This is a genomic window from Mesorhizobium sp. M0040, from assembly GCF_040323505.1.
In the GTDB taxonomy this organism is placed as follows: domain Bacteria; phylum Pseudomonadota; class Alphaproteobacteria; order Rhizobiales; family Rhizobiaceae; genus Mesorhizobium.
This window is the reverse complement of the sequence record NZ_JAMYVA010000020.1, coordinates 1-25,453: the sequence shown is the minus strand read 5'-3', so window position 1 is coordinate 25,453 and position 25,453 is coordinate 1. Positions and strand designations below refer to the sequence as shown.

The following is a 25,453-nucleotide window of genomic DNA, read 5'->3' as shown; positions in this document are numbered from 1 at the left end:
ACCGATGAAGTTTTCGCTTTTCGTCCACATGGAGCGATCGGATCCGGCCAAGCCGCATTCCGAGCTTGTCGGCGAGCTGGAGGAGCTGGTTCTGCAGGCGGAAGAGGCAGGATTCGAGACTGCCTGGATCGGCGAGCATCACGGGATGGAATTCACCATCTCGCCGAACCCGTTCATCAACATCGCCTGGCTCGCCGCCAAAACCAGGCGCATCCGGCTCGGAACAGGAACCATCGTCGCGCCGTTCTGGCACCCGATCAAGCTTGCCGGCGAAGCAGCGATGGCCGACGTCGTCACCGGCGGCCGTCTCGACATCGGCATTGCGCGCGGCGCCTACGCTTACGAATACCAGCGACTTTTCCCGGGCCTCGAGGCCTGGGGTGCCGGCCAGCGTATGCGCGAGATGGTGCCGGCGATCCGCGGCCTTTGGGATGGTGATTTCGAACTCGCCGGCGAGTTCTGGTCGTTTCCGTCGACCACCTCGTCGCCCAAGCCGCTGCAAAAGCCTTATCCGCCGATCTGGGTGGCCGCACGCGATCCGAACTCGCACGACTTTGCGGTTTCCAGCAAATGCAACGTCCAGGTGACGCCGCTTGCCTCCGGCGATGGCGAAGTGGCCAGCCTGATGGAGCGTTTCAACGCGGCGTGTAATGCCCACCCCGACGTACCAAGGCCGGAGATCATGCTGCTGATGCATACTTTCGTCGCCGAGGATGCCGCGGAGGCTGACCGGCTCGCGCAGGATCTGTCGCAGTTCTACTGCCAGTTCGGCGCCTGGTTCCAGAACAAGAAGCCGGTGCACCAGGGCATAATGGAAGCGCTGACCGAAGACGAGATCGCGGCCATGCCGCAATATGCGCCTGACAAGATCAAGCAGAACCTGGTCATTGGCGAAGCCGACGAGGTGATCGCCAGGCTGAAAGCCTACGAAGCGCTCGGCTACGATCAGTATTCGATCTGGATCGACAGCGGCCTTTCCCATCGGCGCAAGAAGAAATCGCTGCAGCTCTTCATCGACAGGGTGATGCCGGCCTTTTCCGAGCCGAAAGCTGGGTTGCCATGAGCACCACTCAATTCAGGAACTATATTGACGGCAGCTTCGTCGAAGTGGCGGCGACCTTCGACAGCATCGATCCCTCGACGGGCGCGCCATGGGCGAAGATGCCCGCTGCATCGTCTGATGACGTCGACCGCGCCGTCGAAGCTGCTCACCGGGCGCTTGGCTCCGGCACGTGGCCGGCAATGACGGCAACGGCACGCGGCAAGCTTCTGGTGCGGCTCGGCGATCTGGTGGTCGCCAATGCCGACCGGCTGGCGGAACTCGAGACGCGCGATACCGGCAAGATCATCCGCGAGACCCGCGCCCAGATCGCCTATGTCGGCGACTATTACCGCTATTATGGCGGGCTGGCCGACAAGCACGAGGGCTCGTTTGTCCCCATCGACAAGGCCGACATGGAAGTGACCATCCGGCCGGAGCCAATTGGCGTCGTCGCCGCCATTGTGCCGTGGAACTCGCAGCTCTTCCTGTCCGCCGTCAAGCTCGGGCCGGCGCTGGCGGCCGGCTGCACCATCGTTCTGAAAGCATCGGAAGACGGCCCTGCCCCGTTGCTGGCCTTCGCCGAACTCGTCCATGAGGCGGGATTTCCCGCCGGGACCGTGAACATCCTGACCGGCTTCGGCCACGATTGCGGTCACCGGCTGACCAGTCATCCGCTCGTCGCCCGCGTCGCCTTCACCGGCGGTCCCTCGACCGCTCGGCAGATCGTCAGGAATACGGCGGAAAACCTCGCCTTCACGACGCTCGAGCTCGGCGGCAAAAGCCCGGTCGTGGTGTTTGCCGATGCCGATCTGGACAGCGCCGCCAACGCGGTCGTTGCCGGCATCTTCGCTGCCACCGGCCAGAGCTGCGTCGCCGGCTCGCGGCTGCTGGTCCAGCGCTCCGTCAAGGACGAATTCCTCGCCCGGCTCAAGCGCAAAGCCGAGGCGATCAGGATTGGCGATCCGCAGGATCCCGCGATCGAAATGGGACCGCTCGCCACCTCGCGCCAGCGCGAATGGATAGAGAAGATCATTGCTGAAAGCCTGGCCGCGGGCGGGCAACTGGTCACCGGCGGCATTCGCCCCGCGGGCATGGCGGACGGCTTCTATTACGCGCCGACGATTATCGACGCGCCTGATCAGACCCTTGCCTGCGTGCGCGAAGAGCTCTTCGGCCCGGTGCTCTGTGTGCTAGCCTTCGACGGCGAAGCTGAAGCGCTTTCGCTCGCCAACGACACGAAGTTCGGCCTGGCGTCCGGCGTGTTCACCACCAATCTGGCAAAAGCCCACCGCATGGCGCGCGGCATCAATGCCGGCGTGGTCTGGATCAACACCTATCGGGCGGTCTCGCCGCTGGTTCCGTTTGGCGGCTACGGCCAATCCGGGCTCGGCCGCGAGGGCGGCCTCGATGCGATCCGCGACTACACGCGTTCGAAATCGGTGTGGATACGCACCTCCGACGACCCGATTCCCGATCCTTTTGTCATGCGGTAGCCGCCGCTGGCCGGAGATGCGCGATCAAGGCGAAAACGACCGATCGCGAACAGACAACAACGAAAACAACAGAGGAGAACGACATGAAACTGATCATCACCGGCTTCCTTGCCGGATTTATTGCAACGACAGTTCTGGCAACGACGGCCGCAAAAGCCGAGGACATGGTGTTCACCAGCTGGGGCGGGACGACCCAGGAAGCGCAGACCAAATCCTGGGCCGAGCCGTTCACCGCTGCATCCGGCATCAAGGTCATGCAGGACGGCCCGACCGACTACGGCAAGCTGAAGGCGATGATCGACAGCGGCAGTGTCAACTGGGACGTCGTCGACGTCGAGATGGATTTCGCCATCAAGGCGGCCAAGGACGGTCTGCTCGAGCCGATCGACTTCAAGACCGTGCCGAAGGCCGACCTCGATCCGCGCTTCACCACCGATCACGCCGTCGGCAGTTTCTACTATTCCTTCGTGCTCGCCTGGAACAAGGGCGCCGTTTCGGGTGAACCGGCCGGCTGGGCCGACATGTTCGACCTGACGAAGTTCCCGGGCAAGCGGACCTTCTACAAATGGTCGGCGCCCGGTGTCATCGAGATCGCGCTGCTGGCCGATGGTGTTCCGGCGGACAAGCTCTATCCGCTGGATCTCGATCGCGCCTTCAAGAAACTCGACACCATCAAGTCGGATATCGTCTGGTGGGGCGGCGGGGCGGAGTCGCAGCAATTGGTCGCATCCGGCGAAGCGACGTTCGGCCAGCTGTGGAACGGCCGCGTCTTCGCACTGGACAAGGAAGGCGCCGATGTCGGCGTCTCCTGGAACCAGAACCTGACCGCAGCCGACGTTCTGGTGGTACCGAAGGGTGCCAAGAACAAGGATACGGCGATGAAATTCCTCGCCGCGGCGAGCAGCCCCGCCGGCCAGGCCAAATTTGCCGAAGCCAGCGGTTATGCGCCGATCAACACCAAGGCCAAGGCAGAGATGCCGGCCGATGCCGTGAAATCGCTGCCGGACGCTCATGTCGACGGACAGATCAATCTCGACATGAACTACTGGGCCGCCAATCGCGACACCATCGCCGCGCGCTGGTATGCCTGGCAGGCGAAATAAGCCCGCCCTTGAACCGCAATGGACGAGACGGTTCGCGCCGTCTCGTCCCGTAGCCGGGTCGCTGTCATGTCGGTCGAAACACGCCGGAACTTTGGAACGGTGCGGGTGCCGGCAGGTCTCAATGGCCTGCTGCCGGCCCTGATTCTGATTATGCTGTTCTTCATCGTCCCCGTGCTGGCGCTGCTTTTGCGCAGTGTCACGGAGCCCGAGCCAGGCTTGCAGAACTATGCTGCCCTGCTTGGTGACGGCACCTATGCGCGGGTGTTCTTCAACACATTCCTGGTCGCGGCGTTGGTCACCATCGTCACGGTCCTTGTCGCCTTTCCGGTCGCCTGGATGCTGGCGATCATGCCTTCGGGACTGGCCTCGATCATCTTCGGCATCATCATTCTGTCGATGTGGACGAACCTGCTCACCCGCACCTATGCCTGGATGGTGCTCCTGCAGCGTACCGGCGTCATCAACCGGACGCTGATGACCATCGGCGTCATCGACCACCCGCTGCCGCTCATCAACAATCTCACCGGCGTCACTATCGGCATGGTCTATATCATGCTGCCCTTCATGATCCTGCCGCTGGTCGGCACGTTACGGGCGATCGATCCGATGACGCTGCGTGCGGCGTCGCTGTGCGGCGCAAGCCCTTTCCAGGCGTTCCGCCGCATCCTCGTGCCGCTGTCGCTGCCCGGCGTCGCCGCCGGTGGCCTGATGGTCTTCGTCATGTCGCTCGGCTACTTCGTCACGCCGGCACTGCTCGGCGGCACGTCGAACATGATGCTTGCCGAAATGATCGCGCAGATGGTCCAGTCGCTGCTCAACTGGGGGCTCGGCAGCGCCGCTGCCTTCATCCTGCTTGTCGTCACCATGGTTCTCTACGCACTGCAGCTGCGCCTTGTCGGTGCCAGGCGCACGAGCGGAGGCATCTGAGATGCTGCTCGACTATGACCGCATGGGTTGGCTACGGGTTGCCCTGCTCGGCTTCACCGCGCTGGTCGCTGGCTTTCTTCTGTTGCCGGTGGTCTTCATTGTCCTGCTCTCCTTCGGCTCGTCGCGCTGGCTGGCTTTTCCGCCGCCCGGCTGGACGCTCAAATGGTACCAGGAGCTTTTTGCCGATCCGGCCTGGCTCGACGCCGCGCTGACCAGCGCTCGGATCGCCACCATGACGGCGATCCTGGCAGTAGCGATCGGCCTGCTCGCCTCCTTTGCCCTGGTTCGCGGAAGGTTTGCCGGACGTGAGATCCTGCGCGGCCTGCTGCTGACGCCGATGGTGCTGCCCGTCGTTGTCTTCGCCATCGCCATCTACGCCCTCTTCCTTCGCCTTGGCCTCGGCGGCACCACCATCGGCTTCGTCATCGCCCACACCGTGCTGGCGCTGCCCTTCGCCATCATTCCGATCGCCACCGCGCTCGAAGGGTTCGACAAGTCGATCGAGGACGCGGCAATCGTCTGCGGGGCAAGCCCGCTCGAGGCCAGGCTCAGGATCACCTTGCCGTCGATCCGGATCGGCATCTTCTCCGCCGCGATCTTTTCCTTCCTCGCCTCGTGGGACGAAGTCGTGGTGGCGATCTTCATGGCCAGCCCCAGCTTGCAAACCTTGCCCGTCAAGATCTGGGGCAGTCTGCGGTCGGATCTTAGTCCGGTGATCGCCGCTGCCTCCAGCCTGCTGGTCGGGCTGACGCTTGCCCTGATGGTGATGACGGCGCTGCTGCAGCGAAAGTTCCGGACATGACCCACCCTTTCCTCTCCATCCGCAATCTGCGCAAGGCGTTCGGCGCGATCGTCGCCGTGCACGACGTCACGCTGGACATTCCCAGGGGCGAGTTCCTGACCTTCCTCGGGCCCTCCGGTTCGGGAAAATCGACGACGCTCTACGCGATCGCCGGCTTTCAGGACCCGACTTCCGGCGATGTCTTGCTGGAAGGAAAATCACTGCTTGCAGTGCCTTCGCACAAGCGCAACATCGGCATGGTCTTCCAGCGCTACACGCTGTTTCCGCATCTGACGGTGGCCGAAAACGTCGCTTTTCCGCTGCGGGTTCGCCGCCGGCCGGACGCCGAGGTGAAGAAAAAGGTCGCCGACATGCTGGCCCTGGTGCGGCTCGAAAGCTTTGCCGGACGCTTACCCGGTGCGCTGTCGGGCGGCCAGCAGCAGCGCGTCGCGCTGGCCCGGGCGCTGGCCTACGATCCTCCGATCCTTTTGATGGACGAGCCATTGTCGGCGCTCGACAAGAAGCTGCGCGAGGAAATCCAGGGCGAAATCCGCCGCATCCATCGCCAGACCGGCGTCACCATTCTCTACGTCACCCACGATCAGGAAGAGGCGCTGCATCTGTCGGACCGAATCGCCCTGTTCAAGGATGGCCGCATCGAGCAGACCGGCACCGGCGAGGATCTCTATCTCAGGCCGGCGACCGATTTCGTCGCCGGCTTCATCGGCAATTCGAATTTCCTCGCCGCCGAACATCTCGGCACTACCAACGGCACGACAACGATCCGCTTGACAGACGGTTCGGTCATATCCGGAGTCAGGGCCAACGGTACGTTCGGCAAAGGCCAGAAGACCAGGCTGATGATCCGGCCCGAAGCCTTTAGCATGGAGCGGAGCCCGGCGAGCGCGGAACTGAATGTCGAGATCGTCGACATCGCATTTTACGGCGAGCGCCGGCGGATCGTCGCGCGCATCGCCGCTGGACAGGAGGTTGACATCAGGCCGACCACCGCCGCCATGCAATCGCAGGATGTGTGGCCCTGCAGCCGGCAGGTCTTTTTCGATCCCGCTGCTGCATTCCTGTTTCCGGCCTGACCAAGCCGCGGTGGATCGCCGCCCTTCAACGCTTCGCAGCGATGGAAGCGTGCTTGGGAACAAGCTGTGGTTAGGTCCATCATCAGCTTCGGTCAGCAAGCGCGCAACGTGATCGACGCTGCAGTCGGCTGATTGGATGGCGGGCGCAACTCCCGTATCCATTGACAGTCGTCATGCTCGGTTGGAAGATGAAGAAGGTCAGCGGCGATAAGGCAATGGTCCAACCGCCAGATACCGGACACCATCCTGGCAGCGTCGTCGCGGTCATCGTCATTTGTTTGATCATCGTTGCTTTGTTCTTCATAGGCTTCAGATACTCAAGGCCAGGCCAGGGTACCCTCGTTATTCCTGGCGGTACGCTGCAGCAACCGTGAATCCGACCCCTTGGCGCTGACGCGGAGCCGTTCTCAGGCTGCCAAAAGTGCCCCGGCGGGACTGGGGGACGCCGCAGAATGGGCCGGCGGTTCGCAGCCGGTCTTTTGCTTCTCGCCGCGGCATTCCTTTCCCACCTAAACAACCGAGCCTGACCGGTGTGAGGTCGACCATACTAGGAGACGACGAGCGCTCAGCCACTAGACGGCCCTGATCAGCCGGAGCAGAGAAAGCGCTTCGAAAAAGGTCCCCTTGCGAAAGGCAAGATAGGTCGGCTCTTCGACACCATGGAACCGGCGCTTGAAGGCCGCCTGCCCCTGCAGATTGAAGCGGGTGCGATTGACCCAGAGGGAGTCATAGGCACGCTGGAAGGCGTGCCGCCAGAAATCGCTTTCGGCAAACCCGCTAGGTCCGATTTCGACAAGCGGCGACAGGCCTAGGGTGACGACGGAAACACCTTCATCGCGAAAGCGGTCGACCGCGAATTTGGTCAGGCCGATCTCGGCATGCGCCGAGGCATCGATGTGCTTGCGCTTGAACGAGGTGGTGTAGCCGATGACCTTGCCGTCGCTGAACAGCGGATCGAAATCCAGCAAGGCCACGAGCTCCCCATCCGGACCGTGCAGGACGAAACGGCGCATGTCGACGCCAAGGTGATCGGCAAAGGGCCTGTTGAGAAATCTCATCTCCCAGCGCTTGACGATGCGGTCGGCCCGCCAATTCTGGGAGAGCCTGGCAATCTCGTCGAGGAAGACAGTCCCGTTGTCCTCTGCGAAGGAAAAACCCTTCTTCAAGAGCCAGCGTTCGGAATAGCGCACTGTCTCATTGCGCTTTCCGGAAAAGTCGTGTCTGGGCAGGACAAGCCTGGTGTCGACGCCGAGGCGGTTGACCTGATAGCCAAGCCCGGCAAGCACGCGCGCCGTCTGGTCGCCGATCTGCACGAACCACGGGCTGCCGGCAACCTCGATGAAACGTCTGATATAGTCGCGCCGATCGGCCGGGGCAGCCACTGGATCACCGAGCGCGAAATGATGTCGCGTTTTGCTGCCGTAAGCGATGTAGCCCTGGGCATCGCCGAAGTAGTGAAGCCCCTTCTGCACGGCGGTCGAATAGGCCAGGGAAAAATCACCATGGCGACGGACCAGCGCCAGGCGCTCGACATGGTTCAGCTGCAGCCGCGGTATTTTAGGCCCGCGGTTCTCCAGGAAACGATCGAGGCGTCTTCGCAGTGACGGCATGGTCGACTTTCGCGTGCCGGCTAGGCCGATGAAAGAGCTGACGGACCCCAAACCGATCATATTGCCGCGAACTGATCCTTATCTCAGCGCGGCATGTTTACCCGGCCGGAGCCGCCAGATTCGTAGGCGCAATCTGCCCCGGTCCCGCCCCCAGGCGGCAACACGCATTGTTGTCGACGCCCAGCGCCTGACGGCTGGTTGCTGCGCCCTTGGCGACACGAAAATCAATGCCACTTTCGGAAGCGCCCAGGTCACCTGCCAAACACGATGTTCTTATCGAACGGCGCTCTGAGAAGATTCCGCTTGATCGGAAGCCAGGAACTCGTCGCGTTCTGCTATCCACAGATCGGCGTAGTCGACATTCTGCCATTCGGCAAACCACGGGCCGCCGCTGGTATAGTGGACCGCCTTAGGTGTGCCGACCGCAGGCTTTTCATTCCAACCTTCGAGCCAATTCCACTCTACCGGCAATGAGCCCAAATCTTTGTCGGCAACCCACTGCATTCGGTGAAGATAGGCGCCACTTTCCTGATTCACGACCTCTGGCGTGAGCGATCTGACCGAAGGATGCGCGCAATTGAACAGCATCAGCGACGACCAGTTTTTCCGAGGATAGGACGTTTGGACCACACCATCCATCTTGGTTGTGGCCTTCGGCGTATAGTCATGCTGGACGCAATAGACCGCCTTGTCCGAGTCCGTATATTTCAGCAGGCCTGCGACGTCACCAAGCCACAGGAAATCGCAATCGCAAAACAGGGCCCAACCCGTGTAGTCGGCGAGAAAGGGCGTGAGGAAGCGCGTGTAGGTGAACTCCGTTGAGGCGAGCGGATCTTTTTCCCGCCAATATAGCCCGCGGGCACGCATCTCGTCCTGTTTGATCGGAATGACGGAGACAGGCGCCGACGCATGTTTGAGCAGCGAGTGTCGCGCGACGTCGTACGCGATCGGCTCACGGCTGTCCCATCCGATAAATACCCTAAACGCATCAGTCATATTCACTACCCTGGCTTTCGATTTTTACGGTCGTACACTAACTAGTTGGCGATGGCTCGGCAACAATTGCGGGCAACCAAGCCGGTTTCTCACAGATTTGTCCTGGCCTCAGCGTTGCTTTTTTGGGTGGACCGGGCCTCGCATTCCCAATGCGACACGGGCCCATTTCTGATAGGTGTAGCTGGCCGAATACGCGGCCACCATCGCACCAATGGAACCGTCCAGAAATCCCAACCGGAAAATATAGCTGCGCACATAGGACCAGACCGAGCGCAAAACCGCCTTGCCTATCGAGCTTTTTTTGCCCTCGGCAAGCAGTTGCGCGGCGGACGCTTCTGCGTACCGGCCGATCTTGTCGTGGGCATCTGCCAAGTCGGTAATGGAATCGTGCTCGATCGGCTGAGACAATCGGCTGACCTTCCCGTTCACCAATACCTTCTCGTGCACGGTGTCGTCGCTGAACCGCCCGGAGCGGCGACGGAAGAGCCTGAGCACCAGATCGGGCGACCAGCCGCTATGGCGGACAATGTGCCCGCAAAAGCGCGATCTTCTCGGTATTTCGAAGCCGTCATTGGCTTTTGGGTCGGCGATTGCGGCCCTTATTTCCGCGCCGAGCGGCGCCTCCACCCACTCATCGGCATCCAGCGAGAGGATCCAATCCCCCGTTGCCGCGGCCAGCGCACGGTTTTTTTGCGCGCCGAAACCGGGCCAATCGACGGTCATCAGAACCTTTGCCCCCAGAGCACCGGCAATCTCCCTGGTTCTGTCGCTGCTGTTGTTGTCGAGAACGACGATCTCATCGGCAAAATGGACCGACCGAAGGCATTGCGCGATGGATGCCTCCTCGTTGCGGGTGATGATAATGACCGAGAGCGCCGGCACGGTCAGAATGTTCCGGCATCAAAGCTGCCACTGTCATTCGAATGCATCTGCAGCATCGGCTCCCGCTCCGTTGGCACACTGAGGGTACTAACTTGATCTAACAAAGTCGAAAATCATTTCAGATCAAGGCTTTCATACAGCGCCATCATTCGCTTGATCATGACATTGAAATCATAGTGTTCGGCCGCCGCTCTCACCCGGGCTGCGGTCTCAGGTCGTGACGACAACTGCAGCGCGTGCGCGAGCGCTGCAGCGAGGTCGCTTTCGCTGGCCGCATCGCAAACGAGCGTCGGCTCGAACCGCTCGACAAGCTCGCGCGCTCCACAGCCGGTGCTTACCAGGGCGGGCAAGCCGCTGGCCATCGCTTCGATGACCACTGTGCCGAAAGGATCATAGATGGAAGGCAGCACGGCAATATCGGCCGCGCCGTACCACGGCAGCATGTCTTTCTGCGGCCCCAGCATCTTGAGCCGTGCGCCGAGACCGAGCCTGTCACCGGCCTGCCTGAAGGCGTTGGCGCGCGAATCATGGCCGATGACCCACAATTCAGGCTCGCCATCGAGCCTGGCGACCGCCTTCATCAGTGCAAGAAGTCCTTTTCGCGCAAAGCCCGAGCCGACAAACAGGACGACCGGCCTGTTTTCGTCAACGTCGAGCCGCGCGCGGATTGTCGCCCGATGCTGCTGGCGCAGCTGCGGGTTGAAGCGGTCGAGATCCACCCCGTTGGGAATATGGTGCACATTTTCCGCCGGATAATCGTAGTGACGGATAATGTCCTCTGCCACCATCTTCGAAATGGCAATGACAGCTTTGAGCCTCGGGCTGGCGTAGGTTGCACGTTCAAGGCGCAGCGTCTGGCGGTGAAAGGGGCTCAGCGCCATTGCCGCCCTGCCAAGCCGCGTCTCGAAACGCCGCCGCTCGGCAAGATAGGCGGCATGAACGCCCTCCCCGGCCCGGAAAACATCGCAGCACGGGAGGCGATCGTTGCTCTGCACCAGCGCCGGTGGCATCTCGGCGATCTTGCGGCAGGCGGCTTGAGCAAAGGACGCCGCCCGCAGCGAACGCGGAAAGCGGCGGCCGGCACAATGGATGAATTCTATGCCTTCATAGCGCGGCCAGTCGCCGGAGAGCACGGCCACCGGCCGCTGACGCGCGGCGAATGCGGCCATGATGTTTTCCAGCATGATCTCGCCTCCGCCAAAAGGCGCATAACGCTGGCGCACGAACAGGATCGGCCTGTCGAATTGATTTTCGGTGCCACGAATGCCGGCGTACATGGGCTCTGGGCTCCGGCCTTGTTGCCATCTGACGATGTCTATAGAGGCCAGCTCGCATCGGCAACACTTGGAAAGCTCACCCGCCGGAACTCAGAACAGGCCTGTGTCCATTGTCCGCAACTGCTTGCGATTTGCCTAACGGTGCTGCATGTAGAAATTAACTGCAAACAGCGGATCAGCGCCAGCTCCGGGCGGTGACCGCCATGAGGGGAATCGATGGCTTGAGCAAAGCAACCTGGCCCGCCATTGTCCGCCGGACGATTACCGACACCGCCCTATATCGGCTGAGACACACCTTCGGAAGACGGGCAGAAGTGTCATCGCTGCGGCCGATAACGCCCCTTAAAGCGAATGACCTGCCTTTGATCCTCGTCATCCGCAACGAGGCGGACAGGCTACGCCCGTTCCTGAAGCACTATCGCGAACTCGGCGTCACCAGATTCGCCGTCCTCGATGACCGCTCGACAGACGGAACAGCTGAGCTTCTGGCCGAGCAGCCAGATGTCGATCTATTCAGCTCGCCGATCACCTATTCGCAGTCGGACCTGGGAAACCTTTGGCGTCAGCGGATTGTGCAGATCTATGGTCAGCCTCGCTGGTATCTGACCGTGGATGCGGACGAATATCTTGTCTATGACGGTATGGATCAGCATCCGCTCGGTGCGATGGCCGACTGGCTCAAGCGGCGCGGAATGACACGCCTGCTGGCGCCGATGATCGACATGTATCCGAGCGGAAACATCTGGGACGTACCCTTCGATCCCATCGTGCCGCCATGGCAAGTTGCGGACCATTTCGACGGCAGCGGCTATGAGGTGACGAGGAGCCCCCGGCATCTCAAGATCACAGGCGGCCCGAGAACCCGGCTTTTCGCCAGGCAGCACAAGTTGACCAAGTTTCCTCTGATATATGTTGATCGCCAGACGATTTTTACGTCGATTCACTCACCGCTGCCATACTGGCGAAACTATATAAAGGGATTGGCTGGCCTGCTTCATTTCAAGTTCTTCGCCGATTTCAACGACAAGGCGCAGGTCGCGGTGGCGGAAGGTCAGTATTGGAACGGCGCTTCCAAATATCGCCAGTATCATGAGGTATCGAGCGGTAAAGCCGCTCTCAGCGCGATGAGCGAACAGTCAATGCTGTACGAAGGAGCTCACAGCCTGTTCAAAACGGGTTTGATCGACAAAATTGATTGGTAGACGGCATTTCAAGCAGATGCCGAACCGACATCATGCATAACCGAATGCTTTCATAAGCTGGGCACCTCGTCCTTGTACCAGGTCCTGTAGCTCGGCGTTTCCAAGTTCGGAGCGCCATCTTCCGCTCCCGTCATAGATCGGCTGATTGACCTGTTGGTTCCGGAGCACCGCATGCGGCGTCTCGCCGCTGGCGTCGGTCGGCTTGAACCACTGCTGCGGGTTCTTGTGATAGTCGAGGAGATCCGGGCTGAAGGTTACATCGAGAAAGCCGCATATCTGCTCGACGACTTTGGCCGGATTCTCGACCAGGTCCTCATAGCGATAGATCAGCACATCCGGCTTTCCCCGTTCCGCAAGAACCAGCGCATTGTCGTTGATCCAGCGGTCGAGAGCCTCCGTTGGCTCGCCAAGTCGTTTGATCAGGGACGCTACGACGTCGCGCCCATCTCGCACTGGCATGACGAAACGCGCGCCGGGCACGAGCCGGCGAATGCGGGCGACACGGCGGATATGCCGCGGTGTCTTTTCAAGCAGCACGTTCTTTCCAGCATCGAGCGCCGCCCGCTTCAGTTTCCGGAAGCGGAACATGGCCAGTGGCGTCCACTTGAAGAAAATGTTGGTTTCCTGGAGCGGCAGGTAGACGTCGGGATGCGACGCAAGGATCGTCGCAATCAACGTCGTCCCGCTATGGCCGCAGCCGCAAATGAATCCGGTCCGCATCACCATGTCGGCAATGCTCCTCCAGCTCGAAGCCACGAGGTGTAATGATTTATTGGACGATAGCTCAGGTTGTTCACGTAAAAGATCTCCAGCTGTGCCCAGACGCCAAACAGTTCGAACATCAAAACGGCTCCCAAGCGAAGTCTTTGACTCAAAAGCTTTTGCCGGCCTTGGCCGGTCGGGGCCGGATCAATATAGTAGGCCCTGTTTGCTCTCAACTGCCGCCCCGCCGATGAGCCGCCAAACGGTCATTAGCGTCGAGCAGACCGACGATAATGCTCTCGGCCTCGTCCATCACAGCGGCCCAGGACCGTTCCCGTTTCGAGACCAGCACGGCAGAGGGATAATAAGGCGTGCGATCGCCTTCCACCGGCCATGAACGTTTGAAACCGTCGCCCAGGATGAAGACCGAGGGGATGCCGAGCGCGCCCGCCAGATGCGCCCCGGTGTTGCTGATGGTTACGACGGCGTCCATCGCGGCAACCTGGGCGGCGAACAGGTCCATGTCGACGAGTTGATCGACTGATTTGTCATGAAGAATGCGCTCCGGCTCACCGTCGGTCAGGATCTTCAGATCGGTCTCGATCTGGCCGTACTGCAGCGAGACGAACCGAAGGTCCGGTCGGCCGATCAGGCCACGCCAGGTGGCCAGCGGCGGCAGGTCTTTGCCGGGATTGGAGCTGCCCCATGCGACACCGACCAGCGCCCGCCCGCCCTTGCTGTAGCGGGCGCGAAGTTCAGCGACCTTGGCTGGATCGGGTTTAAGAGGGACGAAATGCTCACGGATCGTCGCCTCGTCGGTCTCGAAGACGGCAGTCAGATGCTGGACGCCGGCGAAGGCCTGCGCCTCGCCATAGGCAGCCTTGCCGTCAGCGCCGACCGGCCGCACATCGGCGGTCGGAAAAGTGCGCTGAAAGAGCGGTACCAGGCGGCGCTCGACCAAGACGATCGAACGGGCGGCACGCCCCAACGCACGGCCGACGGAACTCGCATGATGGATCGCGGTGGCCAGACCCTGCTTTTCGGTTTCCATCAGATCGACCAGCAGTGTCTGGCCCGAAATATCCTGGCCCAGCCACTCGCCATCGACGCGGCCGTTGACGATGTGGCGTCGGGCGATCCTGAGTTCGGCGGCTGCGCCATAGGCGCCCATCCGCATCAGCGCCTTGCTGAGCTCGTCGATCAGGTGGACCTCGCCCCTCGACTTCGCAATGGATCCAAGAGCCAGGGCTTTCGGCAGTGCCGCCGGCCAATCGCGGGACTCGACGCTTCGCCGATAATCCGCCATCTGATCGGCAATGTCGCCGTCGCGCCAGCGAAGGAAGAGCTGCCGGCGGTGACGTCGGGACCAGACCTTGTATTTGTAGCCTGCAAGCGCGACAGCGCGGCGCAACCGGCCGAGAAGTTGGCTACCCTCCATCGCCAGCTCCGCCGATGATTTGCATGACCCGTCCGCCTGCTTCCTGCACTGCCGACGCCCAGGCTCGGCCGCCTTTTCGGACCAGTCGAACGCTCGGATATGCGGCGACGGTCTCACCGAAAGCAGGCCAGGACAGCCGAAATCCATCGTCGAGCATGACAATCGTCGGCACGCCGAGCGCTCCGGCGAGGTTGGCGCCGGTATTGCTGATCGTCACCACCGCGTCGAGCGCCGCAATTTGGGCGGCAAAGCGGTCCATGTCCGTCAACTGGTCGACTGAAGCGTCATGGATGATGCGCCCCGGCGCGTGGCGCTCGAACTCGGAGAGGGCCGGCCCGACATCGCCATATTGCAAGCTGACCAAGCGCCCCGGCAGGCTGCTGAACAGCGTCCGCCAATCGTCCAGAGCCGGCAGATCCTTGCTCTTGTTGAGGCTTCCCCAGGCAAATCCGATCAGGGGACCTGGGCCGCCATCGAGATAGGTGCCGCGCAGCTCGGCAACCAGTCGGCGGTCCGGCTCCAGCGGAACGAAGGGCGCGCGTGCCGCCGGGTCGTCCGGCCAGAAATGCTTTGCGAGTGTCTCGAAACCGGCAACGACATCGGCGTCCACTGCCGCCATGTCCTCTTCCCCTTCAATCCTGACATCGAGCGCAGGATATGTTCTGCAATAAAGCGGTGCCAGTCGCGGCTCGACGAAGACGATGCATCGACCGGCAGCCGCAGCTGCTGGACCAAGCAAAGACGCGAACTGGAAAAAGATCGCCAGGTCGCCTTCGCGACGATCGACGAGAAGCGTGCGACCCGCAAGATCACTGCCATCCCAATCGGGCCTGCCGCGCAGCTGCTTGCTCGCCGCCATCAACTGCCAGATGCGATTTCCTCCGTCGAGACGCCTCAGTCCACGCCCCGCTTTCTTGATCAGGCCGAGATCGCCAAGCTGCTCACCAAGCACGCCAAGCGCCAGTGCATGGTCGCGAGCAGTTTGCCAATCACCACGCTGCACGCTTTCCTCCATCAGCCTCATATGCCGTTCGGCGCTTTCGTCGGCGTGGCGCGAGGGACGTCTAAGAAGTTCCTTTGCCCGCTCGAGGACCTTCTGCAGCCGCTTGCCGACGGCGCCCTGCGGGCGCAGATCGGCGGTTTTTGCCTTCTTAAGGATGGTTCGTCTGTTCTGCACGGCGATGTTCTATCGTCCCCGGGGAGCGTCGGAAAGCGTCGTCAGGATCGACGAGAGCCGCCGGCCGGCCTCGTCGAGCACCAGCGACCAAGGGCGCCCCTCCTTGCGAATGACAATGCCCTTCGGATACCAGGGTGTCCGGTCGCCGGTCACTGGCCATGCCGTCTGAAAATTATCGTCGATGAGGAAAACAGTCGGCACGCCAAGGGCTCCGGCAAGATGGGCCGCCGTATTGCTGATCGTCACGACAGCATCGAGTGCAGCGACCTGTGCGGCGAAACGGTCCATGTCGACCATCTGGTCGACGCTGTCGTCAAAGATCAGACGCGCGTCGTTGCCGTTGCGAAGGCGCCGCAACGCCGGCTTGATCTGTCCGTACTGGAGCGAAACGAATGTCGCTTGTGTCTGGGCGATGAACCGTGCCCATTCAGAAAAATCAGGCACGTCCTTGGTGTGGGATTTGCTGCCCCAGGAGAGACCTGCCAGCGGCAGATCCGTCATCGAGCGATAGCGCTTGCGGAATGTCTCGACGAGTTCAGGATCTGCCCGCAGCGGCACGAAGTCGGCAGCAAGTTTTTCGGCATCGCGTCCGAACACCCAGGCGAGATGTTCGAAAGTCGCACGTTTGTTGCCGACCACATCCTGCTGTGCCGGGACCACGGTCGCCTTAGGGAACGTTCGCTGCAGAATTGATACCAGGCGCGGCTCGACCCGAATTGTTGCGCTTTGGGCATAGGCAGCGGCAGCGCCGGCCAGTCGCGCGTGGCGGATAACCCGGCCAAGGCTGCGCGGGTCATCCTCCACAAGATCGATCAGCAGTGTATCCGATCCGAGATTCTCGCCGGTCCACTCGTTGGCGCTTTTCCCTTTCCGCAGCCGGCGAGCGGAAAGCCGAAGCTCAGCTGCCCGCGCAAAGTTGCCAAGGCGTTCGAACGCCTGGCCCGCCTTCTGCATCAGCTCCGGGTCGCGATTATGATCGGCCGTGACAGCCATCTCATTGGTACCGGCTTCAAGGCCTTTCCAGTCCCTGCGCACGATCAGGGCCTGAACCTTGGCCTGCAGCTCAAGAATGGAACGAGGCTGCTTGGGACTGAAAAACAACCTGCGCACCGCCTTTTTGTACCGGCGCACCTGAAGGCCCAGTCCACCAATCACATACCGGACATAGGAACCGTGATAAAAGCTGGTCATCGGCCTTCAGCGCAATACGCTCTGCCGCAGCTTTTTGCCGCTTTCGACCATCGGATCGGGCGTCTCCAGGTGGAATATCGAACGATATATCTCGCTGTGCTTGGCAAGCTGGTCATGCGTTCCAGCATCGACAAGCTGTCCGGCGTCAAACACGAGAATACGATCGGCCGCCTTGATTGTAGACAGCCTGTGCGCAATGCAGATCACCGTGCGCTGAAATGTGTTGTCGAAGGCTGCCTCCATAACCGCCCGTTCGTTTTCACCGTCAAGCGCGGATGTCGCTTCGTCATAGACGATTACCGCAGCATTCTTGAGCAGGGCGCGCGCGATGGCAACGCGTTGTTTCTGGCCGCCGGACAGGTTGGTGCCGCTTGGCCCGACAAGCGTGTCGAGCCCGTTTTCGAGCGCCGAAGCAAAGCTGGTGACCCGGGCGAGGTTCGCAGCGGACTCGATTTCCTGATCCGTGGCATTCGGGCGGCCGTCGCGAATGTTGTCGCGGATCGAGCCTTCGAACAGGAAGACGTCCTGGGATACCAGTGCGATGTTATCGCGAACGTCGGCCAGGCTGATCTTCGAAATGTCCTTTCCGTCGATCAGGATCCTGCCCTTGTCCGGCTCCATCAGGCGCAGGATCAGATTGACGATGGTGGTCTTGCCGGCGCCGGAGCGGCCGACGATCGCCAGCTTCTCACGAGGTCGCACGTCGAAGGAAACACCCTCGAGCGCGGGGCTGTTGCCGTCATAGGAAAAGGCCACATCTTCAAAGCGGATACCACCATCGACGTCGGTCAGACGCTCGCCCGCGATCGCGAGTCGCCGCTGCTCGGGCGTGTCGATCAAATCATACATCTGCTCGACGGCGACCATTTGCTTCTGGATGTCGACATTGACCCGGGCCAACCGCTTGGCAGGCTCATAGGCAAGCAGGAACGCGGTAATGAAGGCCATGAATTCGCCGGGCGTCTTGCCGTTGCCGAGGGTCTGCCAGCTGGCGTACATAACGAAAAGCCCGATGATCACGCCGCCGCCGGTCTCCATCAATGGGCTCATCAATGCTGACGTCCGGTTGATCTGGATGCCACGTCTTTCCATCTTGCGGACGGCCTTTGCAAAGCTGGCGACGGCCTTGTCCTCGAGCTGGAAGGACTTGATGGTGCGGATGCCTTCGACGGCTTCCGTGCCGATCGACTGGACTTGTGCAGCCAATTCCGTCTCGCCCCTCGCCAGCGCCTTGAGCTTCCTGGTTATCGCGCCGACTGACAGGAACAGCATCGGCAGAACCGCCACGGATATCAGCGACATCACCGGGTCCTGCTTGACCATGACGCTGGCCAAGGCAATCAGGGTCAGCAGATCAGAGACGGCGCTGCTCGTGAGGGTGAGAATAACGGTCGCCCCGGCGCGCGCGTTGAACATGATTTTGGAGATGAATTTTGCCGGATGCTGGTTCGCGAAACGGCTGATGTCGAAATACACCATTCGGGAAAATTGCCGGTTTTGCAGGTCCGAAACGATAGCCCGGCGAATCTTTCCCGTCGTGACGGTCTGGCAGTAGGCAGCTATGCCCTTGACCAGGAAAATGCCGATGATGACGACACTGATACCCGATACAGCGGCAGCATCTCGCTCGACATAGATGGTGTTGATCATGATTTTCATGATCCAGGCCGTCGCGCCGACCGCGGCAGCAGCAGCGATCGAGCACAGCAAACCTGTCACATACAGCATCTTGTGCGGCGGCAGATTTTCCACGATCAAGCGCTTTGCCAGCGGATAGGTGAGCGAGGCTGAAGACTGTTTCTTTGCTTTCATCGTGACGCCCACTGTAATCCAATCCGGTACCAGCTAATTCCCATTCGCTTTATCTGACCTTTCTGAGCTACCAGTTAGGCATTGGCATTGTCTGTGGCGATGTTCCTGATCGCAGTCAATGCCAGAAGGCCGAGTGCTCATTGATCATAGTCGTTGTGGACAGCAAACCGACACTTGCATCCAGTCATTCGAGCATGCTTATTGACCTTGCAGGGGTGGTTTGATCTGGGAGGTCGCTCCGAATGGCCTACCTCCATGGGAGTTTTTGCGTACGATAAACCAAATGAGACCGCCCTGTTCCCTTGAGCAGATGCACACGTAGTTGATGCTTGGAGTCGAGATAAGCATGGCCAGGAAACGTTCGATCGCAGAGCGCGTACTCAGAAGCCTAATCAGGATTTTTGGCGATCGGGCGTTGCTGCAAATCGGTTATCCCGGTCGAATTGCCAAGTGGTTTGGTTGCCCACCACCTTTGGTCCGGCCTCACCCTTACGCGCTCTATGAGCTGAACCCAGCGTGGCGTTCGGCTGATGGTAAATCCAGACACAATAGTATGGGATTCCGGGGCTCGGAAATATCGATGCCAAAACCGGCCGGGCGCCGGAGAGTCGTATGCATGGGGGAATCGTCGACATACTGTACGGGATTAGACGATAGTCGGACCTACCCATATCGATTGGGCGAGTATCTGAAGAGTTTGAAGCCAGGAGTCGATCTTGATGTCGTCAATGCAGGTGTGATGGGCTATACCTCAATCGAGAACGTCTTGAGACTTCTTTTCCATGTAATTCCTTTATCTCCTGATCTCATTATATATTACTACACACACAATGACGTTCATCCCCGTCGACTAGAGGGACTATCTCGGGATTACAACGAATACTCTTGCTCTTGGTTCGAGCCTCCGTCAGGCGGCGGCGTTTCTGGTTGGATAAATAGACGTCAAAAACTGGCGACGTCGTATGTCGCGAACGTCGTCCGCCGTTCAGGCAATCGACCTGGCAAATCTAGCAACATAGCGCACAATCCGCCTGATGCGTTCCGTGCGAATCTGAGTGCCCTGGTCGTCTTGGCAAGAGCAGCTGGAGCTTCGGTTCTTTTTGTAAATCCAAATTACCGGCAGGAGAGTCCAGACGACCCACCCGCAAATGCGGTTTGGGAGCACAGACGCGTTGTTGACGATATTGGCAAAAGGATGGACGTCCCGGTTGCTGATCTGAACGGGTTGCTGCCTTACTCCGTAAATGGGAACACCAGTCTTAATGAAAATTACCGCGACGCTGTGCATTTTACGGAGATCGGCGCAGATGCTGCAGCAAGAATTGTTGCCGATGTAATCCATAAAAATAACATACTATACTCGTCGAAAAAGAAGCCTATCCTATATTAAGATTTGTCCCATGTTGACCAAGAGAGGGTGTGGTTGCGATCGGATCCTTGCATGTCGGTAATTTAAGGCTGCGCCGCCTCCCGGAGCCCGCGAGCATGACCAATATCTCCCTGACCGCTGCGAACGCACCGACGTATTATTCCAGCCAAGTCCGGACTGGGAGCCTCATGTTTCTGCCAGTTGGGGCACGCCCTTGACAAGCCGAGTCCCTTTGGCTCAATCGACTTAGTTGCATGGGGACAGAACAATGTCTGACGTCGATAATGCTCTCTCCAAGAGGGCGGAAACCAATGGTTGGTTTTCCGATTTGATATGCGCATTGACGTTCTATGGTGTCGTATTCCCCCTCGGTTTCGCGCGCCGGTTGATCGGAACAATCAGCCGACGGCTCCAACCAGGGCATTCAAACGAGACATTCTGGATCGTGCGCGAAAGCAGGAACGATTTGAATTCGATGACCAGTCAGTTTTGAAGACATCCTTGTGACAAACATCCTAGGTATCTCGGCGTTCTACCATGACAGCGCAGCCTCCCTTGTTGTTGACGGCGCCATAGTTTCTGCGGCCCAGGAGGAGCGATTCACCCGTCGAAAGGCTGACGAACGTTTCCCCTCGAACGCCATTCGGTCGGTTTTGCAGACCGGCGGGGTCTTGCTGAAAGATGTGGACCACGTCGTGTTCTACGAGAAGCCGCTACTGAAATTTTCGCGTCTAATTGACACTTATCTCGATGCGGCTCCCCGTGGGTTCAGCTCTTTTCGAAAGGCGATGCCAGCTTGGGTTGGGGGCAAATTGTTTCAGAAGAGGCTCATTTTCGACGAGCTCAGAAGGATTGACCCTGATTTCAATGATCCGTCTCGTATCCTTTTTTCCGAGCATCACGTAAGCCACGCGGCCAGTGCGTTTTTCCCGTCACCATTTGACGAAGCTGTGATTTTGACTCTCGACGGCGTGGGCGAGAAAGCAACCACCACAGTTGCCATCGGCAGGGGCGCAACTTTGGACGTCGTGAGGGAATTGCATTTCCCGCATTCCCTGGGGCTCTTGTATGCGGCATTCTGTTATTATCTCGGTTTTAAGATAAACAGTGGCGAATACAAAGTAATGGGGCTGGCGCCCTATGGCGTGCCTCGGTTCAAGTCGCTGATCCTTGAAAAGCTGGTCGATCTTAGGGCGGACGGAACCTTCCGTCTCGACCAGAGCTATTTTGACTACGCTACCGGACTAAAAATGACGAATACACGGTTCGCCGACCTCTTTGGGCAACCGGTCCGAAGGCCCGACACTGACCTGCTGACCGACTTCCATATGGACGTCGCGGCATCTATCCAGGCGGTCACCGACGAGATCGTTCTGCGGCTGACGCGCGGTTTGGCACGGGAATTTGCGATCCCCAATCTCTGCCTGGCAGGTGGCGTCGCGCTTAATTGCGTAGCAAACGGCAAAGTACTTAGAGACGGTGCCTTCAAGAAAATATGGATTCAGCCCGCGGCTGGCGACGCAGGCGGCTCACTCGGGGCAGCGCTCGCAGCCTGGCACATAAAACTCGGCGGTAACCGTGTCGCAGCCAAACAAGATTCAATGAAAGGGGCCTATCTCGGTCCTGAATTCGACCAGGCCGACATTGAAGCGCAGCTCAGCCGAGCCAAAGCTGTTTTCGAGGTCATGCCTACCGACCAACTTATCGACACGACGGCAACCGCATTGGCGGCCGGCAAAGCTGTCGGATGGTTCCAAGGCAGGATGGAATTCGGCCCCAGAGCACTTGGCAACAGGTCTATCCTGGCCGATCCACGCTCTGACCACATGCAAAAGACGCTCAATTTGAAGGTCAAATTTCGGGAAAGTTTTCGCCCGTTCGCACCTTCGGTTCTGTCGGAACATGTGTCGGACTGGTTCGATTTGAAAGTAGAATCCCCGTATATGCTGCTTGTCGCTCCGGTTGAGCAGTCCCGACACCGTGCAATGACGCCCTCAGAGGCAGCGATGTTCGGAATAGATAAGCTCAACGTCCGGCGATCCGACATTCCTGCCGTCACGCATGTCGACTATTCGGCCAGGGTTCAGACGGTCCACGCCGAAACCAACCCGCTATACCACGCATTGATCAGCCGGTTTGAAGCGCTAACCGGCTGCCCTGTTTTGGTGAACACCAGCTTCAATGTTCGCAGCGAACCGATCGTGTGCTCTCCCACGGACGCTTTTCGATGCTTTATGGGAACAGACCTGGATATGCTTGTGGCGGGCAACTGCGTTCTTCGGAAAACAGAGCAGGATCCTTCCCTCGCGATAGACTACCGAGGTGATTTTGAGCCGGATTAGGTTCGCGCTGCCCTTGCAGGCTTTTACAAGGTGTTGAGATGAGTGCTTCTGTCCTTTTATGGATAGCCTCTGCTTTGCTGATCGTCGCAGCAATAGCATTGGCGCGGATGGTCACGAAAAGCCGCGGGAGGACCAAAGAAGAAGCTGACCCGGGAGACAATTACCCTCTCTGGTAGACCCCGTCCCTCCTGCAACTCGTCCTCACTCGATCTTAAGCTGTGCGAGCGGAGAGGCCACCCCATGTATCAGGGTATGGCGAGAGGCTGGACGCTTCGATCTTCGATCGTACGCGTCCGCGGACGGCCACCTTGCCTGCGAACGGATGGTGTAGCTGACTGTCGGTATGGATATCGCTACTGACTGTCGCCAAGTCACTCGACTCGAGATTGTTGACACTGGCCGCCGGCGTCGCTGGTCGGAGGAGGAGAAGCTGCGGATCGTCGAGGAGAGCTATTCGGCTCCGCGGCAAGCATCCGCGACAGCGCGGCGTCACGGGATTTCCAACCCACTGCTGTTTGCTTGGCGCAAGGCGCATCGCGAGGGTCGGCTCGGCGAAGGTGGCGTCTGCGGTTTCGTGCCGGCGATGATCGTAGCGGAGCAGCCAAAGAAGGGTCCAGAACCGGCTGGCGGGCGCATGGAAGTGGTGAGCGTGAATGGCCGCAGGGTCATCGTCGAGCCCGACGTGGACGTGGAAGCGCTGCTTCGGATCATGCGCGGCCTGGAAACGCTGCGATGATCCCGATTCCGACGGGGGTGCGGGTGTGGCTGGCGACGGGACACACCGACATGCGCTGCGGCTTTCCCAGCCTTGCTCTACGCGTGCAGGAGATCTTGAAGAAGGATCCGCTGAGCGGCCATATTTTTTGCTTTCGCGGAAAAAGAGGCGATCTCCTGAAGGTCATTTGGCATGATGGGCAAGGATCGTGTCTGTTTACCAGGCGTCTTGAGCGTGGCCGCTACATCTGGCCTTCTCTGGCAGACGGAAGCGTTACGATCTCGACGGCGCAGTTGAGCTATCTCCTGTCCGGGATCGATTGGCGCAACCCTCAGGAAACCTGGCGTCCGACGCGGGTCGGCTAGCATTTACATTTTGAAATTGCAGGCAAAATCTGATTCACTGGCCTCATGACGTTGAAGCCGGATGATCTTCCTTCGGACCTCGCGAGTGCCCTGGCGGCGCTGCGGGCTGAACGCGAAGCACGGTTGCGGGTCGAAGCCGAGCGCGACGTGGCGCAGACGGAGGCCTCCAACTGGCAGGCCGAAGCGGCCAATGCGCAAGCCATGCTGTCCGACACCGAGGCGCGGATTGCGCATCTCGAGCTGCGTATCGAGAAGCTGAAACGCGAACTGTACGGGCAGCGCTCCGAGCGCACGGCGCGGCTGATCGAGCAGTTGGAATTGCAACTCGAAGACCTCGTGACCGCGGCGAGCGAGGACGAGCTTGCCGCGGCCGCCGCGGCGGCGAAGACCCAGAGCGTGCGTTCCTTCACGCGCAAGCGGCCAGTGCGTAAACCCTGGCCAGAGAATATCGAGCGCGAGCGCGTCGTCATCGAGCCTCCCACCACCTGCGCCTGCTGCGGCGGATCCCGGCTGTCGAAGCTGGGCGAGGACGTGACCGAGACGCTGGAGGAGATCCCGCGCCGGTTCAAGGTGATTGAGACGGTGCGCGAGAAGTTCACTTGCCGCGATTGCGAAAAGATCAGCCAGCCGCCGGCGCCCTTCCATGCCACGCCACGCGGCTTCATCGGTCCGCAGCTGCTGGCGACGATCCTGTTCGACAAGTTCGGCATGCATGCTCCACTCAACCGCCAGAGCGCGCGCTTCAAGGCCGAGGGGATCGACCTGCCGCTGTCGACGCTGGCCGATCAGGTCGGCCACGGAACCTTCGCCGTCATGCCGCTCTTCCAGCTGATCGAGCGCCATGTGCTCGCGGCCGAGCGCCTTCATGGCGACGACACCACCATCCGCATCCTGGCGAAGAGCAGGTGCACGACCGGGCGCATCTGGACCTACGTGCGGGACGATCGGCCCTTCAGTGGGCTTGCACCACCGGCGGCAGTCTACTACGCCTCGAGCGACCGACGCGGCGAGCACCCACAGAAGCATCTGGCCGCCTTCGCCGGCATCTTGCAGGCCGACTGCTACAATGGCTTCGAACCGCTGTTCGACCCGCACAAGAAGGTGCTGCCGATCACGCCGGCATTTTGCTTCGCCCATGCGCGGCGGGGCTTCTTCGAACTGGCCGACATCGAGAAGAATGCCCGCGAGGGCAAGAGGAATGGCAAACCGGTCTCCCCGATCGCGCTGGAGGCGGTCAGGCGCATCGACGCGCTGTTCGAGATCGAGCGCGCCATCAACGGCCGCAGCGCTGACGAGCGGTATGCCGTGCGCCAGGAGGAGAGCAAACCACTTCTCGACGACACGCACGCCTGGTTGCTCCGCGAGCGCGATACCCTCTCGCGCTCTTCCGAGGTCCTGAAGCCGATCAACTACATGCTCAGGCGCTGGGCCGACTTCGCCCGCTTCATCGACGACGGCAGGATCTGCCTCAGCAACAACGCGGCCGAAAGAGCGTTGCGCGGCATAGCTCTGGGAAGGCGCAACTGGACCTTTGCCGGTTCCCAGCGCGGCGCCGACCGCGCCGCCGTCATGCTTACCCTCATCACCACGGCACGCCTCAACGACGTCGACCCGAAAGCCTGGCTTGCCGACGCCCTGGCCCGCATTGCCGATCTTCCCGCCTCGCGTCTGCACGAACTACTGCCCTGGGAATGGAAGCGCCTGCGCGAAGCCGACAAGCCCGCCGATCAGCAGGCCGCCTGACCTTCACGCAACGCCATCATAGAGCCCGCCGCGCTAACGCGCGTGTGCCAATCATGCGGCCTTCGTCGTATGCGTACCTTCGATCTCTAAGAGCCTGAATCAAAAAGAGTGTTTTGATATCAACTTCTTGCGAGCCTGCGGGTGAGCAGGCGAATGTGAGCGACGTATATCCAGGCTTCTGCGGAAGCGAGG

Annotated in this window: 23 protein-coding genes; 14 read left to right on the top strand and 9 right to left on the bottom strand. The window is 60.3% G+C overall.

The window, feature by feature from the left end:
• The first annotated feature begins 4 nt into the window (after window positions 1-4).
• The 7 genes from NKJ91_RS18475 to NKJ91_RS18445 all read left to right on the top strand — a co-directional run bounded on the left by NKJ91_RS18475 (window position 5) and on the right by NKJ91_RS18445 (window position 6,814).
• Window positions 5-1,063, top strand: coding sequence for an LLM class flavin-dependent oxidoreductase (locus NKJ91_RS18475; RefSeq protein WP_352456724.1), 1,059 nt, complete (start codon window positions 5-7; stop codon window positions 1,061-1,063).
• Entirely contained in the window at window positions 1,060-2,535 is a 1,476-nt protein-coding gene (locus tag NKJ91_RS18470; protein WP_352456723.1) for an aldehyde dehydrogenase, read from the top strand. The genes NKJ91_RS18475 and NKJ91_RS18470 overlap by 4 nt, the downstream gene beginning before the upstream one ends.
• Window positions 2,536-2,618: 83 nt before the next feature.
• Window positions 2,619-3,638 (top strand): ABC transporter substrate-binding protein, encoded by a 1,020-nt coding sequence (locus NKJ91_RS18465; RefSeq protein WP_352456722.1) that lies wholly within the window; start codon window positions 2,619-2,621, stop codon window positions 3,636-3,638.
• A gap of 66 nt (window positions 3,639-3,704) precedes the next feature.
• A complete protein-coding gene (locus NKJ91_RS18460) occupies window positions 3,705-4,565 on the top strand; it encodes an ABC transporter permease (protein ID WP_352456775.1) in 861 nt (286 codons plus the stop codon).
• A 1-nt stretch (window position 4,566) separates the two neighbouring features.
• On the top strand, window positions 4,567-5,367 hold the full coding sequence (locus NKJ91_RS18455; RefSeq protein ID WP_352456721.1) for an ABC transporter permease: 801 nt from the start codon (window positions 4,567-4,569) through the stop codon (window positions 5,365-5,367).
• A complete protein-coding gene (locus NKJ91_RS18450) occupies window positions 5,364-6,440 on the top strand; it encodes an ABC transporter ATP-binding protein (RefSeq protein ID WP_352456720.1) in 1,077 nt (358 codons plus the stop codon). The genes NKJ91_RS18455 and NKJ91_RS18450 overlap by 4 nt, the downstream gene beginning before the upstream one ends.
• 173 nt (window positions 6,441-6,613) lie before the next feature.
• A complete protein-coding gene (locus NKJ91_RS18445) occupies window positions 6,614-6,814 on the top strand; it encodes a hypothetical protein (RefSeq protein ID WP_352456719.1) in 201 nt (66 codons plus the stop codon).
• A gap of 198 nt (window positions 6,815-7,012) precedes the next feature.
• Here NKJ91_RS18445 and NKJ91_RS18440 read toward each other — a convergent pair whose 3' ends face one another.
• From NKJ91_RS18440 to NKJ91_RS18425, 4 genes are all read right to left on the bottom strand, one after another.
• Window positions 7,013-8,050: a phosphatidylglycerol lysyltransferase domain-containing protein gene (locus NKJ91_RS18440; protein ID WP_352456718.1), complete on the bottom strand. Its 1,038-nt coding sequence runs from the start codon at window positions 8,048-8,050 to the stop codon at window positions 7,013-7,015.
• A gap of 273 nt (window positions 8,051-8,323) precedes the next feature.
• Entirely contained in the window at window positions 8,324-9,046 is a 723-nt protein-coding gene (locus tag NKJ91_RS18435; RefSeq protein ID WP_352448862.1) for a glycosyltransferase, read from the bottom strand.
• A 108-nt stretch (window positions 9,047-9,154) separates the two neighbouring features.
• Complete coding sequence (locus tag NKJ91_RS18430; RefSeq protein WP_352456717.1) at window positions 9,155-9,928, bottom strand: glycosyltransferase family 2 protein; 774 nt, start codon at window positions 9,926-9,928, stop codon at window positions 9,155-9,157.
• Window positions 9,929-10,041: 113 nt separating this feature from the next.
• On the bottom strand, window positions 10,042-11,205 hold the full coding sequence (locus NKJ91_RS18425; protein ID WP_352456716.1) for a glycosyltransferase family 4 protein: 1,164 nt from the start codon (window positions 11,203-11,205) through the stop codon (window positions 10,042-10,044).
• 221 nt (window positions 11,206-11,426) lie between these two features.
• On the opposite strand from NKJ91_RS18425, the gene NKJ91_RS18420 reads away from it, so the two are divergent.
• A complete protein-coding gene (locus tag NKJ91_RS18420) occupies window positions 11,427-12,407 on the top strand; it encodes a glycosyltransferase family 2 protein (protein WP_352456715.1) in 981 nt (326 codons plus the stop codon).
• Between the two features lie 30 nt (window positions 12,408-12,437).
• Here NKJ91_RS18420 and NKJ91_RS18415 read toward each other — a convergent pair whose 3' ends face one another.
• The 5 genes from NKJ91_RS18415 to NKJ91_RS18395 all read right to left on the bottom strand — a co-directional run bounded on the left by NKJ91_RS18415 (window position 12,438) and on the right by NKJ91_RS18395 (window position 18,727).
• The gene (locus NKJ91_RS18415) at window positions 12,438-13,133 is read right to left on the bottom strand and encodes a sulfotransferase family protein (protein WP_352456714.1); all 696 of its coding nucleotides are present in this window, start codon (window positions 13,131-13,133) and stop codon (window positions 12,438-12,440) included.
• Between the two features lie 208 nt (window positions 13,134-13,341).
• Complete coding sequence (locus NKJ91_RS18410) at window positions 13,342-14,547, bottom strand: glycosyltransferase family 9 protein (RefSeq protein WP_352456713.1); 1,206 nt, start codon at window positions 14,545-14,547, stop codon at window positions 13,342-13,344.
• Entirely contained in the window at window positions 14,537-15,724 is a 1,188-nt protein-coding gene (locus tag NKJ91_RS18405; protein WP_352456712.1) for a glycosyltransferase family 9 protein, read from the bottom strand. Before NKJ91_RS18405 ends, NKJ91_RS18410 begins: the two co-directional genes overlap by 11 nt.
• Window positions 15,725-15,733: 9 nt before the next feature.
• Window positions 15,734-16,915 (bottom strand): glycosyltransferase family 9 protein, encoded by a 1,182-nt coding sequence (locus NKJ91_RS18400; protein ID WP_352456711.1) that lies wholly within the window; start codon window positions 16,913-16,915, stop codon window positions 15,734-15,736.
• A gap of 6 nt (window positions 16,916-16,921) precedes the next feature.
• The gene (locus tag NKJ91_RS18395) at window positions 16,922-18,727 is read right to left on the bottom strand and encodes an ABC transporter ATP-binding protein (RefSeq protein ID WP_352456710.1); all 1,806 of its coding nucleotides are present in this window, start codon (window positions 18,725-18,727) and stop codon (window positions 16,922-16,924) included.
• Window positions 18,728-19,403: 676 nt separating this feature from the next.
• On the opposite strand from NKJ91_RS18395, the gene NKJ91_RS18390 reads away from it, so the two are divergent.
• The 6 genes from NKJ91_RS18390 (at window position 19,404) to tnpC (ending at window position 25,261) form a co-directional block, all read left to right on the top strand.
• Complete coding sequence (locus NKJ91_RS18390) at window positions 19,404-20,117, top strand: SGNH/GDSL hydrolase family protein (RefSeq protein ID WP_352456709.1); 714 nt, start codon at window positions 19,404-19,406, stop codon at window positions 20,115-20,117.
• Window positions 20,118-20,364: 247 nt separating this feature from the next.
• A complete protein-coding gene (locus NKJ91_RS18385) occupies window positions 20,365-20,589 on the top strand; it encodes a hypothetical protein (RefSeq protein ID WP_352456708.1) in 225 nt (74 codons plus the stop codon).
• A 10-nt stretch (window positions 20,590-20,599) separates the two neighbouring features.
• Complete coding sequence (locus NKJ91_RS18380) at window positions 20,600-22,438, top strand: carbamoyltransferase family protein (protein ID WP_352456707.1); 1,839 nt, start codon at window positions 20,600-20,602, stop codon at window positions 22,436-22,438.
• 343 nt (window positions 22,439-22,781) lie between these two features.
• Window positions 22,782-23,174, top strand: coding sequence for an IS66-like element accessory protein TnpA (gene tnpA, locus NKJ91_RS18375; protein ID WP_352456706.1), 393 nt, complete (start codon window positions 22,782-22,784; stop codon window positions 23,172-23,174).
• Window positions 23,171-23,518 (top strand): IS66 family insertion sequence element accessory protein TnpB, encoded by a 348-nt coding sequence (tnpB, locus tag NKJ91_RS18370; RefSeq protein ID WP_292537414.1) that lies wholly within the window; start codon window positions 23,171-23,173, stop codon window positions 23,516-23,518. Before tnpA ends, tnpB begins: the two co-directional genes overlap by 4 nt.
• 45 nt (window positions 23,519-23,563) lie before the next feature.
• The gene (gene tnpC, locus NKJ91_RS18365) at window positions 23,564-25,261 is read left to right on the top strand and encodes an IS66 family transposase (RefSeq protein ID WP_352456705.1); all 1,698 of its coding nucleotides are present in this window, start codon (window positions 23,564-23,566) and stop codon (window positions 25,259-25,261) included.
• Window positions 25,262-25,453: the final 192 nt, after the last annotated feature.

What these genes read in the sequence shown, in the direction of transcription:
- NKJ91_RS18475 (WP_352456724.1), top strand. Translation starts at nt 5, where the DNA reads ATGAAGTTTTCGCTTTTCGTCCACATGGAGCGATCGGATCCGGCCAAG.
- NKJ91_RS18470 (WP_352456723.1), top strand. Translation starts at nt 1,060, where the DNA reads ATGAGCACCACTCAATTCAGGAACTATATTGACGGCAGCTTCGTCGAA.
- NKJ91_RS18465 (WP_352456722.1), top strand. Translation starts at nt 2,619, where the DNA reads ATGAAACTGATCATCACCGGCTTCCTTGCCGGATTTATTGCAACGACA.
- NKJ91_RS18460 (WP_352456775.1), top strand. Translation starts at nt 3,705, where the DNA reads ATGTCGGTCGAAACACGCCGGAACTTTGGAACGGTGCGGGTGCCGGCA.
- NKJ91_RS18455 (WP_352456721.1), top strand. Translation starts at nt 4,567, where the DNA reads ATGCTGCTCGACTATGACCGCATGGGTTGGCTACGGGTTGCCCTGCTC.
- NKJ91_RS18450 (WP_352456720.1), top strand. Translation starts at nt 5,364, where the DNA reads ATGACCCACCCTTTCCTCTCCATCCGCAATCTGCGCAAGGCGTTCGGC.
- NKJ91_RS18445 (WP_352456719.1), top strand. Translation starts at nt 6,614, where the DNA reads ATGCTCGGTTGGAAGATGAAGAAGGTCAGCGGCGATAAGGCAATGGTC.
- NKJ91_RS18440 (WP_352456718.1), bottom strand. Translation starts at nt 8,050, where the DNA reads ATGCCGTCACTGCGAAGACGCCTCGATCGTTTCCTGGAGAACCGCGGG.
- NKJ91_RS18435 (WP_352448862.1), bottom strand. Translation starts at nt 9,046, where the DNA reads ATGACTGATGCGTTTAGGGTATTTATCGGATGGGACAGCCGTGAGCCG.
- NKJ91_RS18425 (WP_352456716.1), bottom strand. Translation starts at nt 11,205, where the DNA reads ATGTACGCCGGCATTCGTGGCACCGAAAATCAATTCGACAGGCCGATC.
- NKJ91_RS18415 (WP_352456714.1), bottom strand. Translation starts at nt 13,133, where the DNA reads ATGGTGATGCGGACCGGATTCATTTGCGGCTGCGGCCATAGCGGGACG.
- NKJ91_RS18410 (WP_352456713.1), bottom strand. Translation starts at nt 14,547, where the DNA reads ATGGAGGGTAGCCAACTTCTCGGCCGGTTGCGCCGCGCTGTCGCGCTT.
- NKJ91_RS18400 (WP_352456711.1), bottom strand. Translation starts at nt 16,915, where the DNA reads ATGACCAGCTTTTATCACGGTTCCTATGTCCGGTATGTGATTGGTGGA.
- NKJ91_RS18395 (WP_352456710.1), bottom strand. Translation starts at nt 18,727, where the DNA reads ATGAAAGCAAAGAAACAGTCTTCAGCCTCGCTCACCTATCCGCTGGCA.
- NKJ91_RS18385 (WP_352456708.1), top strand. Translation starts at nt 20,365, where the DNA reads ATGTCTGACGTCGATAATGCTCTCTCCAAGAGGGCGGAAACCAATGGT.
- tnpA (WP_352456706.1), top strand. Translation starts at nt 22,782, where the DNA reads ATGGATATCGCTACTGACTGTCGCCAAGTCACTCGACTCGAGATTGTT.
- tnpB (WP_292537414.1), top strand. Translation starts at nt 23,171, where the DNA reads ATGATCCCGATTCCGACGGGGGTGCGGGTGTGGCTGGCGACGGGACAC.
- tnpC (WP_352456705.1), top strand. Translation starts at nt 23,564, where the DNA reads ATGACGTTGAAGCCGGATGATCTTCCTTCGGACCTCGCGAGTGCCCTG.